Here is a 17,414-nt window from a genome sequence, read left to right as displayed (position 1 = left end):
TTTTGATGACTGAGGATGTTTCATGTCCCAAAGTCTTTTGAAGTACACACGCGTTCTGGAAATTGTCGGCGACACCATCAAGGTTCGGGTGCCGCTGGACGGGTCGGCTGACGCCGCTGTGCGGTTCAACGATCTGGCGGTGATCGAAACCATCGACGGACATAAAACGCTGGCGCAGGCGATTTTCATCGACCGGGATGTGGTGACGCTGCAGGTGTTCTCGGGCACCAAGGGTATCTCGACCGAGGCGACAGCCACTTTTCTGGGTCATCCGATGCAGACGCCGTACTCGGCGAATATTCTGGGCCGTGTTTTTGACGGAGCAGGGGTGGCAATCGACGGTGGGCCGGACCTTTCGTCCGAGCCGCGGATAGAGATTGGCGGGCCGACGGTGAACCCCTCGGAACGTGCAGTGCCCAACAAGATGATTCGCACAGATGTCCCGATGATCGACGTGTTCAACACGTTGGTGGAAAGCCAGAAAATCCCGATCTTTTCGGTCTCGGGCGAGCCGTTCAATGCCTTTCTCAGCCGGATCGGCATTCAGGCGGACGCGGATATCGTGGTGTTTGGCGGGCTGGGGCTGATCTTTGACGATTACCACACGTTCCGGACGTCGTTCGAGGATGCGGGCGTGTTCTCGCGTACGGTGATGTTCGTCAATCAGGCGATGGACCCGCTGGTGGAACGGCTACTGGTGCCGGATATGGCGCTGGCGGTGGCCGAGAAATTCGCAGTTGAGGAAGGCAAGCGGGTGCTGGTTCTGCTGACCGACATGACCGCCTATGCCGATGCGATGAAAGAGGTGGGCATCAGCCAGGAACGCGTGCCCTCGCAGCGCGGCTATATGGGTGATCTCTATTCCCAGCTGGCGCGGCGGTATGAGAAGGCGTGCGATTACGCCAAGGGCGGTTCGGTCACGGTGCTGACCGTGACGACAATGCCCGGCAATGATGTGACCCACCCGGTGCCGGACAACACGGGCTATATCACCGAGGGGCAGTTTTACCTGCATTCGGGGGTGATTGACCCGTTCGGCAGCCTGTCACGCCTCAAGCAGAACGTGATCGGAAAGACCACGCGTGAAGATCACGGGCAGATCATGAACACGATGATCCGGTTCTATTCCGAAAGCCGCGATGCGGCCCAGAAACAGGCGATGGCCTTTGATCTGTCGGATTACGATCATCAGTTGCTGAAATTCGGCGCGCTGTTCCGGGCGCGGTTCATGGATATCAACGTCTCGATCCCGCTGGAGGACGCGCTGGATCTGGGGTGGAAGACGCTGGCCGAGTGCTTCCAGGCCGAGCAGTTGCTGATGAAGCAGGCCTTGGTCGACAAGTATTTCCCAAAGGATGCCGATGGCGCGGTTGCAGCTGAATAAATCGTCGCTGGCTCGCCAGCAGACCCAGCTGAAAAGCTATGAGCGGTTCCTGCCGTCGCTGGACCTCAAGCGCCAGCAGTTGATGGCGGAACGTGCCAAAGCCCGCGAGGATGTGCAGCGACTGCAGCAAGAGGTGCATAATCTGGCGCAGCAGGTCGGGGAAAAGCTGCCGATGCTAGCGCAGCAGGGGGTCGATCTGGACGGGCTGGTCGACTTGAAGGATTACCGGTTGAAAGAGGTCAACGTGGTCGGCGTCAAGATGCCCGATCTGGACCGGATCGAAGTTGCGGTGCGGCCTTATTCGTTGCTGGCCAAACCACATTGGGTCGATGCCGCCGCCAACCTGTTGCATGACATGATCGAGGCACGGCTGCGTGTGAAGGTCGCCGAGGAACGGGTGCGCATCTTCGATAAGGCCGTGGCCACGATCACCCAGCGGGTGAACCTGTTCGAAAAGGTCCTGATCCCGCGCGCTAAGGCCAATATCAAGAAGATCCGCATCTATCTGAGCGATGAACAGATGCAATCGGTTGTGCGCTCGAAAATCTCCAAGCGCAAACATGCGCAGGAGGCGCTGACATGAGCGTTGCACGGCTGAAGAAACTGTCCCTCGTCGGACCCGCCGCGCATAAGGGCGACACGCTCGAGGCGCTGCAGGAGCTGGGCTGTATGCATGTACTGCCGCTGGCGCCTCCACCCGCCGAGCCGGAAAAGATCAGCGAACGTGGCGCGCATGACGCCTATAAGGCGCTGCGCTTTTTGACCGACGTGACCGACCCGCGCCGCCAGATACAGCGCGATCCGGCCTTCGACATGAACCAGTTCGTGCGCGACGTGCTTGATCTGATGCAGCGCACGCGCGAGGCAACGGACCGGCGGGATTTTCTGGCGCACCGGATCGCGCAGGTACGACCGTGGGGTGATCTGGATTTTCCACCCAATGATGTTCTGGCGGGCAATCGGCTGTGGTTCTACCAACTGCCGGTGAAACACCGCGAGGCGTTGTCCGAGGTCAAACTGCCCTGGGCCATTCTGGAACAGGATCACCGCTATATTTACGCGGTGCTGATCGCGCCCGAGGATCCGGGTGATGATATTCTGCCGGTGCCGCGCACTCATACCGGGTCGCTGCCGATCCATGAGCTTGAGGCGCAGCTGGAAGAGGCCGAGATTGCGATCGAGGCGCTGGAGGCCGAACGTATCGCCCAAACCCGCTACCTGACCCTGATGCGCCGAAACCTGTCGGCGGCGGAAAGCGCTGCCGAACTCGCCCATGCCACGCAGAAAGTGCGCGACGAGAGCGCGATGTTTGCCCTGCAGGGCTGGGTGCCCGAGGATCGTATGGATGCGGTGCTGGAGATGGCGCAGGCGCGAGATGCTGCTGTTCTGATCGAGGAGCCGGGGCCGGATGACGCCCCTCCGACGTTACTGGAGCAGCCTGAAAACCGCAGCGCGGCGGTCGATCTGGCGCTGTTTTACCAGATACCGGGCTACCGGGATTGGGATCCCAGCATCATCGTTGCGGCCTCGTTTGCGATCTTCTTTGCGATGATCGTGGCGGATGCGGGCTATGGCGCGGTGATCCTGCTGGGCCTGCTGACCTTCTGGAAAAAGATGGACAAGTCCCCGGCGCAGCGGTCTTGGCGGCTCTACGGTGTGATCATCGCGGGCGCGACGGTGATTTATGGGGTCATGGTCGGCAGCTATTTCGGCGCGTCCCCGGCAGATGGGTCGATCTGGGCGCGGCTCAAGATACTGGATCTGAACAATTTCAACGCGATGATGATGATCTCGATCGTGGTGGGGGTGTTCCATCTGGTGCTGGCCAACGCATTGGCCGCTCGGGCGGCGTGGGGACGGCGCAGAGCGGTTGCCAATATAGGTTGGATCGGAGTGCTAATCGGCGGGTTTGTTCTGTGGTTGGCCTACATGAACGACGGCGCGACCCTGCCCGGAACCGTCCTGATGGTTGCCGGTTTTCTGACCATTCTGCTGTTCACTAGCGAGCGACAGATCACCAAACCTACCGACTGGCTGTGGCGTCTGATCGAAGGGCTGCAGGGGCTGGCGGGGGCGATGGGGGCGTTTGGCGATGTCCTGAGTTACATGCGCCTGTTTGCGCTGGGGCTGGCCTCGGCCTCGCTGGCGATCACGTTCAACGATCTGGCGGTCCAAGTGATGCAGGCGCTGAAAGGGCCGGGCATCCTGTTCGGGCTGCTGATTCTGATTGCCGGGCATCTGCTCAATTTCGCCCTCGCGATGATGAGTGGCGTCGTCCACGGGTTACGTCTGAATTACATCGAATTCTTTAAATGGGGTCTGCCGGATGAAGGCATCGTCTTTCGCCCGTTCGCCCGCAAGGAGGTTCAGGAATGAATGAGCTTGTATTGACATTGGGTTGGCTGGGAATCTACGCGCCCATGGCTTTGGGTGCGGCGTCTAGCGCTATTGGTTGTGCCATTGCGGGGCAGGCCAGTATCGGCGCGATGACCGAGACCGAGGGCGGCTATGGCCGGTTCATCGGCGTTTCGGCTTTTCCATCGACCATGGTGATTTATGGCATTGTGATCATGTTTACGCTGAACCGCGATGTGACCCCGGAAAACGCGGGCGGGCTGTTCGGTATCGGCATCCTGTCAGGGATTGCGCTGATGTATTGCGGCATCTGGCAGGGCCGGGCCTGCGCAGCGGCGATCAACGCCACGAAAGAAAAACCCGAAATCTTCGGTCTGTCGCTGGCACCGGCGGCGATCATCGAAGGCTTTGGCGTTTTTGCCTTTGTTTTCGCATTGGTCATTAGCGCGGGGATCAGCTGATGACACAGGACGGAATGATCTCGCACGGGGTGGATGCGCTGATCGACAAGCTGCGCAGCGACGGTGTTGCGGCAGGGCAGGCGGATGCGGACAAGCTGCGTTCTGAGGCCAAGGCCGAGGCGGCCAAGATCCTCGCCGATGCCAAGCGCGAAGCGGATGAGTATCAGAAAAAGGCCCGTACCGAATCCGACAATTACCGTGCCGCCGGGGAAGAGGCGCTGAACACCGCCATGCGTGATGCGGTGTTGAACATGAAGGCGGGTCTGACCGATCGGTTCCGCGAAGATGTCGAACGCCTTGTCACCAAGGAAATGGCCGACCCCGAGATGCTGAAACAGATGATCCTCGAGGTCGTTGGGCGCGCGGCGGAAGGGGCCAAGCTGGACGGTAAGGTGCAGGTGATCCTGCCCGCCAAGGTGGCCACGCAAGAGGATATCAAGCAGAACGCTGACGATATCCAGTCGGGCAAGCTGACGAAATATGTGCTGGGCCTGACTGCCGACATGCTGCGCGAACAGGTGGAACTGCACGCCGCAGACGGCACGCAGGACGGTATCCGGGTGCGCGCCGAGGATCAGGGCGTGGTGCTGGACCTGACTGACAAGGCCGTGGCCTCCTTGCTGATGGAGCATCTTCAGCCCCGGTTCCGTGCGGTGCTGGAAGGGGTGATCCGCTGACATGTCGGACCCTGACGCCTATATCGCGCTAATCAGCAGCCTTCCCGGCTCAGAGCGGTTGTTTATCGCCAAACAGCCCCCAATCTCGCGTTTACGGCTAGACCGGCGGCTGCGCGCGTTGACGCCAGAGGATGCGCAGGTGCTGCGGGTGTTGGAGCACGCCCTGAACTGGGGCGATTACAATATGGACGTGACAGACGTGCAGGCCGTCGAACGGTGCAAGGCCGCGCTTGCTGATATTCCGCAGCCGACTTTGCAGAAGCTGTTTCTGGAGCGGATGGATTTGCGTACCGCCGTAGCCGCATTGCGCCTTCGCAAACAGGGTGGCAGCTCGCCCGCCGGAACCTTCGGCATGGGCCGCTGGGCCCGCCACATCCCGGCCAACTGGAGCGATCCGACCTTTAAGCTTGAGAGCTCGATGCCGTGGCTCAAGGAAGCGCATCAACTGCTGGAGGCCGAGGACCCGCTGGGTCTAGAGAGGCTTCTGCTTTCGGTTAGCCAAAAGCAGCTGAAACGCCACGCCGCCCGCCATCTGTTCGATTTCGAGGCCGTAGCGATTTACGTTCTGATCTGGAATATTTTCGACCGCTGGGCGCAGAGCAATGCGCAGGATGCGGCAACGCGATTTGAAAAACTGGCACAACAGGCAATGGCCGACGTCGCCGATATCGACTTTGAGGGAGCCTACGCATGACCGCCCCAACCCCCGTCACCCAAACCGCCACTGCCCGCGTTGTCGCGGTGCAAGAGGGGCTGGTGCAAATTCAGGCCAACGCAGATGCCTCGGGCGCGCCGGGGCAATTGGTCAAGAACGAGGTGGTCTTCATCCTGCCCACGCGCCCCGGCCCCGGTGGCCGTCAGGAGCGTTTGAAAGCCGAAGTGCTGCGCGTGCGCGGCGACACTGCGGATGTGCAGGTCTATGAAAGCACCGATGGTGTGGCTGTCGGTGACCCGGTGGAACAATCGGGCCAGTTGTTGTCGGTTGAACTGGGGCCGGGTCTGCTGGGTCAGGTGTTTGACGGGCTGCAATCGCCCTTGCCCAAGGTCGCCGCTGAGTTTGGCACTTTCCTGCCGCGCGGCGCGGACGTGGCCCCGCTGGATACGCTGGCGAAATGGTCGTTTACACCTTCGGTAAAGGTGGGCGACACGGTGACAGCGGGCGACAGCATCGGCACGGTGCCCGAGGGGCGGTTCGAGCATAAGATCATGCTGCCGTTCAACTGGGTTGGCGATTACAAGGTCGTCTGGGTGCAGAAAGGGGCTGCCACGATCCACGACATCGTGGCCCGGCTTGAGGATGAGCAGGGCGGCGAGCACACGCTGACGCTGTCGCAGAAATGGCCTGTCCGGCGGGCGCTACCGGAAGGCATCCTGAAACGCGCCTTGTCGGAACGTCTGTACCCGACCGAACCGGTTCTGACCTCGCAACGTCTGATCGACACGTTCTTTCCCATCGCGCGCGGAGGGACCGCCTGTATTCCCGGCCCGTTTGGCGCGGGCAAGACGGTGCTTCAGAACCTGATCGCGAGGAATTCGAAGGTCGATATCGTGATCGTCGTGGCCTGCGGTGAGCGGGCGGGCGAGGTGGTGGAGACCATTGCGGAATTCCCCAAGATGACTGACCCGACCTCGGGCGGCAGTCTTATGGATCGGACGATCATCATCTGTAACACCTCGTCCATGCCGGTTGCTGCGCGCGAGGCATCGATCTTCACCGGCATCACGCTGGGCGAATATTATCGCCAGATGGGCTATGACGTGCTGCTGATTGCCGATAGCACCAGCCGCTGGGCGCAGGCTATGCGCGAGACCTCGGGCAAGCTTGAGGAAATTCCGGGTGAGGAGGGCTTCCCCGCCTATCTGGAAAGCTCGATCAAGGGGCTGTACGAACGCGCGGGCGCGATGAAGACCAATGATGGCGCGTTGGGCAGCCTGACGCTGATTGGCACCGTGTCCCCCGCCGGGGGCAATTTTGACGAGCCAGTCACGCAGTCGACCTTGTCCACGGTCAAGTGTTTCCTCGGCCTGTCATCCGAGCGTGCCTACAAGCGATTCTACCCGGCGGTGGACCCTATGCTCAGCTGGTCGCGCTATCTGGATCAGCTATCGGACTGGTATGACAAGAACGCCGAAGCCGGTTGGACCGGCAAGGTCCGCGATCTGCTGGCGCTTATCGAAAAGGGCGAACAGGTCGACCAGATGATGCAGGTGACGGGCGAAGAGGGCGTCACGATCGAAGACTTCGTCACCCAGCAAAAGGGGCTGTTTGTGGATATGGTCTATCTGCAGCAGGACGCATTCGATCAGGTGGACGCGACCGTCCCGCTGGAGCGGCAGAAGATGACATTCAAGCTTGTCTATGGCGTGACCCAATCCACCGCCGATTTCAAAGATAAGGCCGAGGTGCGGCAGGTCTTCACGCAGCTGACAGGTTTGATGAAGAACTTCCACTATGCAGCAGAAAACACGCCAGAATTCAAATCCACGTGGGGGCAGATCGAAGACCTGTGCCGCGAGAAATTCGGAGTGTAAGGAAATGGTAGCCCGTAGGGGAATCGAACCCCTCTTTCCAGGTTGAAAACCTGGCGTCCTAACCGATAGACGAACGGGCCATTTAGGCAAACAAGCACAAGTGGTAGCCCGTAGGGGAATCGAACCCCTCTTTCCAGGTTGAAAACCTGGCGTCCTAACCGATAGACGAACGGGCCACGCTGGCTTGTGGAGGGCCTTTTACGGTTTACCTACCACCCCCGCAAGCCGAAAAATGCAGGGAGGGACAAGTTTTTTGCTGGGGCCGGGGACGGGCTCAATTTGCATCGGCGGCATCTTCCAGCCGAAGCTGCACGGATTGCCGTCCGCCCCATGTATTTACCTCGAGCCGACCGGCGAAATGGAACCGCGCGCCGCCGTGATTGGACAGCTTTTCGCCCATTGGTCCATCGAACGCACCGAAGGCTATGGCGTCCAGACCGCCGCCCACGCCATCGGACAGGGACAGTTTCAAATGAGATTCGCCCACACGCTTGGCAAAACGCACCTGTAGATCGGGCAGGGCATAGCGTGGGGCAGGGGCGCTGGCGCCAAATGGGCCAGCTTTTTCGATCTGTTCGATCAGGTCCACTGTGGCGGCACCCGGCATCAATGTGCCGTCCAGTTTCAGGTCCGCCGGGCCGCCTTCGCCCGCGCCCTGTTTGGCCAATAGTTCCGACAACCGCGCCATCGCCGGTTCCAGCTGATCGCGCATCACTGTCAGCCCGGCGGCCATCTTGTGCCCGCCACCTTTGACCAGCAGCCCCTCAGCCGCCAGCCGTTGAATCGAGGCACCCAGATCAACACCGCTCACAGACCGGCCCGAGCCTTTACCCTCATCTCCATCAAAACCGATGACGATGGCGGGGCGGTTCGCAGCCTCCTTCAGGCGCGAGGCGACGATGCCAACGACACCCGGATGCCAGCCCTCACCGGCGGCCCAGACCAAAGGCGCGTCCAGCCCGCGCTCCTCGGCCTGTTCCATGGCGGCCGCGCGCACGGCGTTTTCGATATCGCGGCGCTCGGTGTTCAACTCATCCAGCCGTTGCGACAGGGCCTCGGCCTCGTGCATGGAATCGGCGCTGAGCAATCGCGCACCCAGATCGGCCTGACCGATCCGCCCGCCCGCATTCACGCGCGGGCCCAGCAGGAACCCCAGATGATAGCTGCTGGGGGCCGAATCCATCCGCGCCACATCCGACAAGGCCACCAGACCGGGCCGCTGCCGCTGGGCCATCACCTTCAACCCCTGACGCACCAGCGCACGGTTCGCCCCGATCAGAGGAGCGACATCTGCCACGGTCGCCAGCGCCACCAAATCCAACAGCGAGATCAAGTCCGGTCCCTTAACCCCGGCCTCACGCAGTTGCCGCCCGGCCTCGACCAGCATCAAGAACACCACGCCAGCCGCACACAGATAGCCTAGATCGCCGCTTTCATCCTGCCGGTTCGGGTTCACCACGGCCACGCATTCGGGCAAGGTCTCACCCCCCAAATGGTGATCCAAAACGATGACATCCGCATCCTTGGCTGCCGCGATCGGTTCATGGCTCAGCGTGCCGCAATCGACACAGATAACCAGATCGTGCTGCGCAGCTAACTCCTGCATTGCGGGTACATTGGGGCCATAGCCCTCATCAATTCGGTCGGGCACATACAGCGTCGCCTGCAACCCCATCTGCCGCAGCCAGACCAGCAACAAAGCGGCTGAGCTGCCGCCATCCACATCATAATCCGCAAAAACAGCAATCCGCTGCTTGTCCCGCACTGCCGTCAGAAACCGGGTGGCTGCGGTTTCCATATCTTTCATGTCTCGCGGATCGGGCAGCAGTTCCTTCAGCTTGGGCTCCAGGAAACCGGGGGCCTCCATCGCGGGAACGCCACGGCGCGCCAGCACTTGGCAAACAGCACGCGGCAGCCCAGCCTGTTGCACCAGCATCTCGGTTGCGCGTTCCACATCCGCCGAGGGGCCGACCCACCGCCGCCCGGACAAAGACTGTTCAACCCCAAGAAAGCTCATGACCCGCCCCTGATATGCCAAGGCCGGATACCTTTCGGACCCGGCCCTTCTTCTCGTTCAAAATACGACCGCCGGAGGCCGCGGCGCAAGCCGCTAGTTGTCGTGCGACCACAGAGGGGTGCGATAGGACATGCGCCGAACCGATCCGGTCTTCGACCGCATCAGCAGGGTGGTGGTTTCCAGCCAACCCGGCTCGCGCTTGATGCGCGGCAACAGCGACCCGCCGGTCACGCCGGTTGCGGCGAAGATCACGTCGGCTGTCACCATCTCATCGCGTTCGTAGATACGGTCCAAATCGGTGATGCCCGCCTTGGCGGCACGGCCACGTTCGTCATCGTTGCGGAACAGCAGGCGGCCAAAGATCTGACCACCCATACATTTCAACGCGGCCGCCGCCAGCACACCTTCGGGTGCGCCGCCTTGGCCCATATACATGTCGATGCCGGTCTCTTCACTTTCGGCGCAATGCATCACACCGGCCACATCCCCATCGGTGATCAGACGGATCGAGGCGCCGGTCTCGCGTACTTCGGCGATCATCGCCTCGTGCCGGGGGCGTTCCAGAATGCAGACGGTAATGTCGGCAGGCGCGCAGCCTTTGGCCTTGGCCAGAGCTTCAACGCGTTCGCGCGGGCTCATGTCCAGATTGACGACGCCTTCGGGATAGCCCGGACCCACGGCCAGCTTGTCCATGTAGACGTCGGGCGCGTGCAGCATCGAGCCGCGGGGGCCCATCGCAATCACGGTCAGGGCGTTGGGCATGTCCTTGGCGGTCAGGGTGGTGCCTTCCAGCGGGTCCAGCGCAATGTCCACGCCGGGGCCATTACCTGTACCGACCTCTTCGCCGATATAAAGCATCGGCGCTTCGTCCCGCTCGCCTTCACCGATGACCACGACGCCTGCGATATCCAACAGGTTCAACTGTTCGCGCATCGCATTGACTGCCGCCTGATCGGCCGCCTTCTCGTCACCGCGTCCAACCAGCGAGGCAGAGGCCAGAGCAGCCTGTTCCGCAACCCGCGCAAGGCCCAGCGACAGCAGTCGGTCGTTGAAATCAATCTTGGCAGCACTCATTTTCACTATCCTCAGGTCAGTATAGGCGTTTTCTTGGGCATAGCCTGCGGCCTAGGCAGGCCGCAAGGGTCAAACCTCTTCTATGCGTAGCGCGACCGGTTCGCCCGAGACCACATCGGTGTCGCGGAACCCGTCCAATGCCACGTCTAAAGTGGCCCGTGTTGTTTTATGCGTGACGATCAGGACCGGAGCTGTGCTGTCCGAGTGGCCATATTGGCGCATCCGGTCGATTGACACACCGGCATCGCCCAGAATGGCAGCCACTTTCGCCAACGCGCCGGGTTTGTCGAACAGCGCAAGACGCAGGTAATAAGGAGCAGGCAGGCCGGTGATCGCCGGTGCCGCATCCTGCAACGAGGTCGCGGGCCGGCCAAAGGTCGGGATTTGCAACCCGCGCGCCAGATCGCAGACATCGCCCATCACGGCACTAGCCGTGGGGCCTTCGCCCGCGCCGGGGCCACGCAGAACGACTTGATCAACTGCGTCGCCCTCGATCACCACCATGTTGGTCCCGCCTTCCAATTGTCCCAAGGCCGAGCCACTGGGCACAAGGCAGGGCTGCATCCGCTGCACCAGCCCACGCGCGGTTTTCTGTGCGACGCCTAGCAGTTTGATGCGATAGCCCATGTCGTCGGCCTGATGGATGTCATCGAGGCTGATCTGCTGAATGCCCTCAATCTCGATCCCGTCGAAATTGGGTTTGGTGCCGAAGGCAATTGACGATAGAAGCGCCAGTTTATGTGCCGCGTCAATGCCGCCGACATCCAGATTAGGATCGGCTTCGAGATACCCCAACTCAGCGCATTCTTCGAATAGGGCGTTATAGCCCAGCTCCTGCGATTGCATCCGGGTCAGGATATAGTTGCAGGTGCCGTTCATCACGCCCATAACGCGGGTGATTTCATTGCCGGCAAGACCTTCGGTCAGGGATTTGATCACCGGGATACCGCCTGCTACGGCGGCCTCGAACCGGATCACGCGGCCTGCGGCCTCGGCCTTTTCAGCCAGCTCTTGCCCGTGGATCGCCAGCAGGGCCTTGTTTGCGGTTACGACATCTTTGCCACTGGCCAGCGCCGCCTCGACCGAGGCTTTGGCGGGGCCGTTTTCACCGCCCATCAGCTCGACATAGACGTCGATATCGTCCCGTTGTGCCAAGGCGACAGGGTCGGTTTCCCAGGCATAGCCCGACAGGTTCACGCCGCGATCCTTGGACGCGTCGCGCGCTGACACGGCGATGATTTCGATTGGGCGACCAGTGCGCGCTTGCAGCAAATCCGCATGTTGCCGGACGATCTTGACGACACCCACGCCGACCGTTCCCAAGCCCGCAATTCCAAGCCGCAGCGCCTGTGTCATCCCGTGGGTTCCTTTCGCTCGAATTTATCGCCTTTTGGGCCTTGCCCATTCCCGGGTGCCTTACCGGGTTCGGCGCATGGGCGCAATGCGTTGCAGGCCGGCCTGAACCGGGAAATGCAGGCGGTCAGTTAATTTCTTCGCTTTGTAGCTTGTCCGCCTTTTTCTGCAGCGCTTCTCGTCGGGCAGACAGGTCTTCTTCGACCTCAGCGGCCTCGCTCACTGGGTCGATCGGGGGGCCAAGATTCTCTTGGAGAGGGATCAGTTTTGGATACCGTGTGGTTTTCAGGCTTTCAGGCTCGCTGCCTTCAAGTTCAGGAAAGTCGACGCAGCTGGCGCAAAGACTCAAAACAATCAGCAATGGCAGGGGTTTCATGCCGAACCCTTTCGATGGCGGTTCTGCCTGTGATGCACCTTTTGAATAGTGCATTCAAGCGGGGTTCTATCTGAACGGACGTTCAGATACATTTGCAATATGGCACGGACACAAGGTTCTCATTCCGATATCACTGGCCCCCGTATTCGCAAGGCGGCCCTGTCGTTGTTTGCGCGCCACGGCTACGCGGCGGTTTCCATGCGCCAGATCGCGGCCGAGGTCGGGGTGCAGGCTGGAGCACTTTACAACTATACGCCGGACAAGCAGAGCTTGCTGTATCGCCTGATGAACGACCACATGCAGGAGCTGCTTTCTACATACGCCAGATTGACACCTGCGGACTCGCCAGTCGAAGCCTTGCGGCAGTTCGTGGGCTTTCACATTCGATTTCACATGGAGCGCCCGGACGAAGTCTTTATCGCCTATATGGAACTGCGCAACCTAAGCCCCGAAAACTTCACGGAAATTGAAGCGGTGCGGCGCAAATATGAAGACTCTTTGGAGGCCATTTTGAAAGCCGGACAACAGCAAGGGCTGTTTACTGTTGCCGATACCAAAATTGCCACACTTGCGGTTATCGCCATGTTGAATGGCGTGATGACTTGGTATCGCGCAGGGGGGCGTTTGTCGCTGGACGCCGTCGAGCAAATCTACTGGGACATGGTTCAGAGATCAGTGACAGCTTGATCAATGCGTTGGGCGGATAAATGTGCCGTTCCGCAATTCTCGAAACGCCTGTTCCAGTTCAGCGCGGGTGTTCATCACAATAGGGCCGTGCCACGCGACGGGTTCATCAATCGGCGCGCCCGATATCAACAGGAACCTGACGCCACCGGGACCGGCCTGAACCGTGACCTCATCGCCCGTTCCGAACCGAACCAGAGTTCGATCCCCCGACATGTCACGAATGTTGACCTCTTGCCCTGCAACCTCTTTCTCTAGCAGTACCCCCGTCGGTTGCGAGGCGTCTGCGAAGGCGGCCTGGCCTTGAAAAACATAGGCAAAGGCACGGCGATACGTGTCAATGCGGAATGTCTTTTTCACGCCGGCCGGGATTGAGATATCCAGATATTGCGGATCCGCAGCGATGCCGTCGACTGGGCCGGTCTTGCCCCAGAACTCGCCGACGATGACTCGGACAGTTGTGCCGTCGTCATCGGTTATTTCCGGAATGTCCCTGCTTTGAACATCCTGATAACGCGGTGCTGTCATCTTTTGACTGGACGGCAGGTTGCCCCAAAGTTGGAACCCGTGCATTTGACCGGTCGCGTTTCCTTTTGGCATTTCTTGATGCAAGATGCCGGACCCGGCCGTCATCCATTGAACGTCTCCGGCACCCAACGTGCCAGTATTGCCAAGCGAATCTGCATGTTCGACCGTGCCGGACAGCACATAAGTTATTGTCTCGATGCCTCGATGAGGGTGCCAAGGGAACCCCGCCATATAGTCTTGCGGGCGTTCGTTTCGGAAATCGTCAAACAGCAGGAACGGGTCCAGCTCGGACGGATCCTGAAATCCGAATGCACGATGCAGCTTGACCCCTGCGCCTTCCATTGTCGGGACAGCGTTCCGGGTTTCCAAAGTGGGTCTAAGGGACATGAGGGCCTCCTGCTTGCTTGGGCCATACTTAGCCGTTGGATGACATGCGTCAATTTGCGGAAAGGCACCGCCTATGTGCAAAAAATTGCAGGTCGCGCCCCTCTGTCTTTCAGCCGGGAAAGGCGCTAAACCCTGACCACATCGAACGGGGAGAGAAGATGCAGGAAGAAGTTCTGGCTCGGGTCAAGGCTTCGACACCACGGCGGTGGCTGGGTGTCGGAATGTTGACGGTTGTAGGAGCGATGGTTCTGTATGTGGCCATGGCAACGCCGCCCGAGCCTGCGTGGCTTGTGTTTTTGCTGGTCGTTGGCGCTGCAGCATTCTGGCTGGCGCATCGAATGTGGTATGCCACGAGCGACAGCATCGAATTGACCGATACAGTGGTTCGAACCGGGGCAGGGCGTGTGATCGCCCGGGTTCAGGATATCGAAGCCGTAGATCGCGGAGTGTTTGCATTCAAACCGTCAAACGGTTTCTTGATCCGCACGCGGACCAAGGATGCAAATGCCTGGGCCCCGGGGCTATGGTGGCGCCTCGGTCATCGGGTGGGCATCGGCGGCATGACAGCCGCCGCTGAGACCAAGTTTATGTCGGAAATGCTGTCGGTTAAGCTTGCGAGCAGGACTGAGGACCAAGGTTCTGAGCAATCTCATTCGTAAATCGTGGGCGAGTAAACACGAAATTACGGAAAGTGTGATCTTCAGAAACCCACGATCCGACCACCCAGTTCGACCCGAAAATGGGCTGATACCTATTGGAGGTCTCGACAATGATCAGCGTGTCCTGATCGGGCATCGGGGGCAGGTTATCCCGCATGTTACCGATGTTGTCGTTAGTCCAGGCCTCACAATAGCCGCGGATGGCTGACCATCTCACGTAGTGCCGATCATCTTCGGCATCGTAGACAATCAGCGAAATACGCAGTTGAATATCGTTTCGGCTGTTGACCATTCGATCCAAAAGCTCATGCATGGAGTCGACGTAGGTGTCGGTCACAGTCCCGGTTTCACGCGAGATGAGGTCGCCGACCGTGTAAGCAGCCTTTAGGTTAGCCGCGCTTTGCCGGAAACCATCGAAAAAGGCAAAGGCGCCCGTGATCGTCCAAACCAGCATTGGGAAAATCAGGATTGCTTCGACAGTTAGTATACCGCTTTCATCCCGTTTGACCGAGCGAAAGAGATTTCTGAGTCTATGGATAATAGTCATAGTCTTACGAAGGCTCCTGAACGAAGGCTGTGGTCGCCGTTAGTGCGATTTGTCCGGTGTCATCTACCAGCGCCCGCCCCATGGCCGAAGTCGGAAACAGAGGATCAACCCTGGCGCACGCGCGCAGAATCATAAGCTCATTCGACAGACCGTTTTGGAAGGTCCGAACAGGGCGTACTTCCTCAGTGTTGTCGGTGCAGTCTACGGTTTCGGGCAGATTGACACCGGCGAACGCGCTCTGCTGGATCATTTCCAGTCGCAAATTTCGCGAGCAGTTACGGACTAGCAGCGTGTTCTCACAGATCGAGTCCTTGATTGTATCGTGGTCCGGGTTTGTTCCGGTTCCCAGTCGAATCTCACGAACTGTTATGTCCACCGCACGTTCCAGCATTGATTGCTGGACCGTAACCACCGCGTATTCCATTGCGCTGAGGATGAAGAACATGAAAACCGGGAAAATGAGGACAAATTCCACAACGACGTTGCCGTCCTCAGATGCCTTAAGTTTTCCTAGATATGTTCGAAGATTTTGGATCATTGGGTCAGCCTCAGCTTCTTGATCGACGATGCGATTGACGCAAATGCGTCTTGCAACGAGATGCCTTCGGGGTCATCGAACTCGTCCACTTCGTAGACGTGGCTGTCCGAACTTGCACAGTTCTTGATGGTCGTTAGGCCCGCATTGGGTGCTTCGAACGCAATTCCATAGATGATCACACCATTATTCTTTGCAGCGCCGCAAATGCTGGTTGTCCGTGAATTCTTGGTTGTTGGTCCGACACTTATTCGAGGGTTCTGGAACCAGTTGAACACGTGATTGCTCTGCCAGAAGTAGTTGTTGGTCGCGTTCCAGTACAACGAGGCCTGATTGAACAGCTGAGGGAAAGTCATGCGCGTCGCTGTTCCCGGCTCATTGTTAAAAGAGTTCTCGTTCGGAGGGTTGCCGTAAGGATAGTCGGCAGTAATGAATCCTCCGCCGAACTGCGCGCCGTTTTCGATGCTTTGTTGCATCCACACGTAGCGGTCCGGGTTGCGCCGGAACCGAACGCTATATTCCCCTGTGGACCCATCGTCGCGGACGTATTCCGGGTTGAACCAAATGTCCGAAAAGCCTGAGCGGTATTGGTCTTTCAGCATGTATTGAGTGGTGTTCTGTCCGTCGGTCATGACGATAGCGACCTTTAGCACCTCTGAGTCATAGGCTTCGGGTCGATCTTTAAACTTATCCGGAACAATGTTCTCTCTGGCCAGTTCTCCGACAACGTTCTGGAATTTGGGATCCAGCATGCCGACACCCCATTTCATGCCCACGTCGATCGAAGTGTTGCCGTTGGCCGTGAGCGCATCGATGCGGTTGTGCAGAACATCGATATCGTCGGTCACGGCGGTAATGTCGCTGCCTGCGCGGACAGGACAAACAGGGAAGCGGGGGAATTGCTCTGCGTTGTTGGTGTATTGGAAGGGGTCGAACGGAGCGGTTCGGTCATAGGAAATCGAGGGATCCAATGCCGAACTACCAAACTGGGCCGAAGTAAAGTTGATACAGTGAGAAAAATCATGCTCGGACGATACATTGCTGAAATGTTTCAGTATGTCGTCACCCGCGCTGACCTGGGTTGCGTAAGGAATGATGGACATCGAAATTTGGCTTTCGCCGGGCTTGTCCAGCATCAGGGTCACGAACTCTTTGGCGGCAGAGCGCAAGACCTCGATTTTCGTTCTTCCCGCTTCCGCAGACGCGCGGTTCATCGATCCGGACATGTCGAGTACGAGCGAGATTTCGACTGATCCAATCGATTCCTCCGCTGTACTTGCCGCTTGTGCAGTCAAGGTCTTGTGACCCGAAAAGCGCATGAAGTTGGTGTTCACGATTGTTTCTGCAGTTGCAGACACGGTCCGGGATCCAAATCCTTCCTGCACGTTGACCGATTTCAGTTTGTCACTGAGGCCGGCTTTGTCCAAGTATGACTCGACCACCTGTCGCGGCGGGAGCGTTTGGTCAAGGTCGGCAGCGGCAAGAACAGCGCGGTCCAAGGTCGACTGCAACGTCGCACGGTCGCGTTCAAAATTCATGACGTCGACCCCAATACCTGTGGTCGCAAAAATCACCAGCACGCCAAGCAGTACGAAAATGGTGAACGACCCGTCTTCTTCGCGCTGGAAGGCCTCGGGCGTTGGTAGTTTTTTAAAGCGTTTAGTAATGCCGCTTCTGAAACCGCGGTTAATCATATTGCCGTCCTCACTGAACAGTCATCCACTACTGCTAAGGAAAAGTTAACGTTGAGAAATTAACGCTCAAACGTGGCGGGAATTGGGCGAAACCGCCTTGGATCAGGCCCATTTCTTGTCAAACCGGGAATAATATGATCCGCGCTCAGGT

17 protein-coding genes and 2 tRNA genes are annotated in these 17,414 nt (G+C 59.1%); 9 read left to right on the top strand and 10 right to left on the bottom strand.

Annotated features, from left to right (window positions below; genetic code table 11):
• Nucleotides 1-22 precede the first annotated feature (22 nt).
• Genes ABWV79_RS16655 through ABWV79_RS16625 form a run of 7 tightly spaced genes read left to right on the top strand, consistent with a single transcriptional unit; the run spans nucleotide 23 to nucleotide 7,409 of the window.
• Entirely contained in the window at nucleotides 23-1,384 is a 1,362-nt protein-coding gene (locus ABWV79_RS16655; protein WP_353393311.1) for a V-type ATP synthase subunit B, read from the top strand.
• Complete coding sequence (locus ABWV79_RS16650; RefSeq protein WP_353393309.1) at nucleotides 1,362-1,967, top strand: V-type ATP synthase subunit D; 606 nt, start codon at nucleotides 1,362-1,364, stop codon at nucleotides 1,965-1,967. The genes ABWV79_RS16655 and ABWV79_RS16650 overlap by 23 nt, the downstream gene beginning before the upstream one ends.
• Complete coding sequence (locus ABWV79_RS16645; RefSeq protein WP_353393307.1) at nucleotides 1,964-3,760, top strand: V-type ATP synthase subunit I; 1,797 nt, start codon at nucleotides 1,964-1,966, stop codon at nucleotides 3,758-3,760. Before ABWV79_RS16650 ends, ABWV79_RS16645 begins: the two co-directional genes overlap by 4 nt.
• Nucleotides 3,757-4,200 (top strand): ATP synthase subunit C, encoded by a 444-nt coding sequence (locus ABWV79_RS16640; RefSeq protein ID WP_170352721.1) that lies wholly within the window; start codon nucleotides 3,757-3,759, stop codon nucleotides 4,198-4,200. The genes ABWV79_RS16645 and ABWV79_RS16640 overlap by 4 nt, the downstream gene beginning before the upstream one ends.
• A complete protein-coding gene (locus tag ABWV79_RS16635; RefSeq protein WP_353393305.1) occupies nucleotides 4,200-4,877 on the top strand; it encodes a hypothetical protein in 678 nt (225 codons plus the stop codon). Before ABWV79_RS16640 ends, ABWV79_RS16635 begins: the two co-directional genes overlap by 1 nt.
• A 1-nt stretch (nucleotide 4,878) precedes the next feature.
• The gene (locus ABWV79_RS16630; protein WP_353393303.1) at nucleotides 4,879-5,571 is read left to right on the top strand and encodes a hypothetical protein; all 693 of its coding nucleotides are present in this window, start codon (nucleotides 4,879-4,881) and stop codon (nucleotides 5,569-5,571) included.
• Nucleotides 5,568-7,409 (top strand): V-type ATP synthase subunit A, encoded by a 1,842-nt coding sequence (locus ABWV79_RS16625; protein WP_353393301.1) that lies wholly within the window; start codon nucleotides 5,568-5,570, stop codon nucleotides 7,407-7,409. The genes ABWV79_RS16630 and ABWV79_RS16625 overlap by 4 nt, the downstream gene beginning before the upstream one ends.
• Before the next feature lie 5 nt (nucleotides 7,410-7,414).
• Here ABWV79_RS16625 and ABWV79_RS16620 read toward each other — a convergent pair.
• The 6 genes from ABWV79_RS16620 to ABWV79_RS16595 form a co-directional block, all read right to left on the bottom strand.
• Nucleotides 7,415-7,489: transfer RNA gene (locus ABWV79_RS16620), tRNA-Glu, on the bottom strand.
• Between the two features lie 21 nt (nucleotides 7,490-7,510).
• A tRNA-Glu gene (locus tag ABWV79_RS16615) sits at nucleotides 7,511-7,585 on the bottom strand.
• 98 nt (nucleotides 7,586-7,683) lie between these two features.
• On the bottom strand, nucleotides 7,684-9,426 hold the full coding sequence (gene recJ, locus ABWV79_RS16610) for a single-stranded-DNA-specific exonuclease RecJ (RefSeq protein WP_353393299.1): 1,743 nt from the start codon (nucleotides 9,424-9,426) through the stop codon (nucleotides 7,684-7,686).
• Nucleotides 9,427-9,519: 93 nt separating this feature from the next.
• Nucleotides 9,520-10,500 carry a class II fructose-bisphosphatase gene (gene glpX / locus ABWV79_RS16605; RefSeq protein ID WP_170352726.1) on the bottom strand — a complete coding sequence of 327 codons (981 nt, stop codon included), beginning with the start codon at nucleotides 10,498-10,500 and terminating at the stop codon, nucleotides 9,520-9,522.
• A 69-nt stretch (nucleotides 10,501-10,569) separates the two neighbouring features.
• Nucleotides 10,570-11,856 (bottom strand): homoserine dehydrogenase, encoded by a 1,287-nt coding sequence (locus ABWV79_RS16600; RefSeq protein WP_170352727.1) that lies wholly within the window; start codon nucleotides 11,854-11,856, stop codon nucleotides 10,570-10,572.
• Between the two features lie 124 nt (nucleotides 11,857-11,980).
• Entirely contained in the window at nucleotides 11,981-12,229 is a 249-nt protein-coding gene (locus ABWV79_RS16595; RefSeq protein ID WP_170353139.1) for a hypothetical protein, read from the bottom strand.
• A 99-nt stretch (nucleotides 12,230-12,328) separates the two neighbouring features.
• On the opposite strand from ABWV79_RS16595, the gene ABWV79_RS16590 reads away from it, so the two are divergent.
• Nucleotides 12,329-12,916, top strand: a complete 588-nt coding sequence (locus ABWV79_RS16590; protein WP_353393296.1) for a TetR/AcrR family transcriptional regulator — start codon at nucleotides 12,329-12,331, stop codon at nucleotides 12,914-12,916.
• Here the strand turns inward: ABWV79_RS16590 and ABWV79_RS16585 are convergent, their stop codons facing one another.
• Nucleotides 12,917-13,828, bottom strand: coding sequence for a pirin family protein (locus ABWV79_RS16585; protein ID WP_353393294.1), 912 nt, complete (start codon nucleotides 13,826-13,828; stop codon nucleotides 12,917-12,919). It abuts the gene before it with no gap.
• Nucleotides 13,829-13,986: 158 nt separating this feature from the next.
• Here ABWV79_RS16585 and ABWV79_RS16580 point away from each other — a divergent pair, with 158 nt between their 5' ends.
• Nucleotides 13,987-14,487: a hypothetical protein gene (locus tag ABWV79_RS16580; RefSeq protein WP_170750536.1), complete on the top strand. Its 501-nt coding sequence runs from the start codon at nucleotides 13,987-13,989 to the stop codon at nucleotides 14,485-14,487.
• On the opposite strand, the gene ABWV79_RS16575 is transcribed toward ABWV79_RS16580, so the two are convergent.
• Genes ABWV79_RS16575 through ABWV79_RS16565 form a run of 3 tightly spaced genes read right to left on the bottom strand, consistent with a single transcriptional unit; the run spans nucleotide 14,435 to nucleotide 17,263 of the window.
• Nucleotides 14,435-15,034 carry a TadE/TadG family type IV pilus assembly protein gene (locus ABWV79_RS16575; protein WP_170352731.1) on the bottom strand — a complete coding sequence of 200 codons (600 nt, stop codon included), beginning with the start codon at nucleotides 15,032-15,034 and terminating at the stop codon, nucleotides 14,435-14,437. The two genes, ABWV79_RS16580 and ABWV79_RS16575, sit on opposite strands and share 53 nt — an antisense overlap.
• Before the next feature lie 4 nt (nucleotides 15,035-15,038).
• Entirely contained in the window at nucleotides 15,039-15,572 is a 534-nt protein-coding gene (locus ABWV79_RS16570; protein ID WP_170352732.1) for a TadE/TadG family type IV pilus assembly protein, read from the bottom strand.
• The gene (locus ABWV79_RS16565) at nucleotides 15,569-17,263 is read right to left on the bottom strand and encodes a pilus assembly protein TadG-related protein (RefSeq protein WP_353393291.1); all 1,695 of its coding nucleotides are present in this window, start codon (nucleotides 17,261-17,263) and stop codon (nucleotides 15,569-15,571) included. The genes ABWV79_RS16570 and ABWV79_RS16565 overlap by 4 nt, the downstream gene beginning before the upstream one ends.
• Nucleotides 17,264-17,414 lie beyond the last annotated feature (151 nt).

It is taken from the genome of Ruegeria sp. HU-ET01832 (genome assembly GCF_040371315.1).
In the GTDB taxonomy this organism is placed as follows: domain Bacteria; phylum Pseudomonadota; class Alphaproteobacteria; order Rhodobacterales; family Rhodobacteraceae; genus Ruegeria; species Ruegeria lacuscaerulensis_A.
Note: the sequence above shows the minus strand (reverse complement) of the source record. Positions and strands in the feature narration are given on the sequence as shown.

Excerpts from the sequence above, each read along its gene's own strand:
- ABWV79_RS16625 (WP_353393301.1), top strand. The coding sequence starts at position 5,568 with ATGACCGCCCCAACCCCCGTCACCCAAACCGCCACTGCCCGCGTTGTC.
- ABWV79_RS16600 (WP_170352727.1), bottom strand. The coding sequence starts at position 11,856 with ATGACACAGGCGCTGCGGCTTGGAATTGCGGGCTTGGGAACGGTCGGC.
- ABWV79_RS16575 (WP_170352731.1), bottom strand. The coding sequence starts at position 15,034 with ATGACTATTATCCATAGACTCAGAAATCTCTTTCGCTCGGTCAAACGG.
- ABWV79_RS16590 (WP_353393296.1), top strand. The coding sequence starts at position 12,329 with ATGGCACGGACACAAGGTTCTCATTCCGATATCACTGGCCCCCGTATT.
- ABWV79_RS16655 (WP_353393311.1), top strand. The coding sequence starts at position 23 with ATGTCCCAAAGTCTTTTGAAGTACACACGCGTTCTGGAAATTGTCGGC.
- ABWV79_RS16635 (WP_353393305.1), top strand. The coding sequence starts at position 4,200 with ATGACACAGGACGGAATGATCTCGCACGGGGTGGATGCGCTGATCGAC.
- ABWV79_RS16650 (WP_353393309.1), top strand. The coding sequence starts at position 1,362 with ATGGCGCGGTTGCAGCTGAATAAATCGTCGCTGGCTCGCCAGCAGACC.
- ABWV79_RS16595 (WP_170353139.1), bottom strand. The coding sequence starts at position 12,229 with ATGAAACCCCTGCCATTGCTGATTGTTTTGAGTCTTTGCGCCAGCTGC.
- ABWV79_RS16585 (WP_353393294.1), bottom strand. The coding sequence starts at position 13,828 with ATGTCCCTTAGACCCACTTTGGAAACCCGGAACGCTGTCCCGACAATG.
- ABWV79_RS16570 (WP_170352732.1), bottom strand. The coding sequence starts at position 15,572 with ATGATCCAAAATCTTCGAACATATCTAGGAAAACTTAAGGCATCTGAG.
- ABWV79_RS16645 (WP_353393307.1), top strand. The coding sequence starts at position 1,964 with ATGAGCGTTGCACGGCTGAAGAAACTGTCCCTCGTCGGACCCGCCGCG.
- recJ (WP_353393299.1), bottom strand. The coding sequence starts at position 9,426 with ATGAGCTTTCTTGGGGTTGAACAGTCTTTGTCCGGGCGGCGGTGGGTC.
- ABWV79_RS16580 (WP_170750536.1), top strand. The coding sequence starts at position 13,987 with ATGCAGGAAGAAGTTCTGGCTCGGGTCAAGGCTTCGACACCACGGCGG.
- ABWV79_RS16630 (WP_353393303.1), top strand. The coding sequence starts at position 4,879 with ATGTCGGACCCTGACGCCTATATCGCGCTAATCAGCAGCCTTCCCGGC.
- ABWV79_RS16565 (WP_353393291.1), bottom strand. The coding sequence starts at position 17,263 with ATGATTAACCGCGGTTTCAGAAGCGGCATTACTAAACGCTTTAAAAAA.
- ABWV79_RS16640 (WP_170352721.1), top strand. The coding sequence starts at position 3,757 with ATGAATGAGCTTGTATTGACATTGGGTTGGCTGGGAATCTACGCGCCC.
- glpX (WP_170352726.1), bottom strand. The coding sequence starts at position 10,500 with ATGAGTGCTGCCAAGATTGATTTCAACGACCGACTGCTGTCGCTGGGC.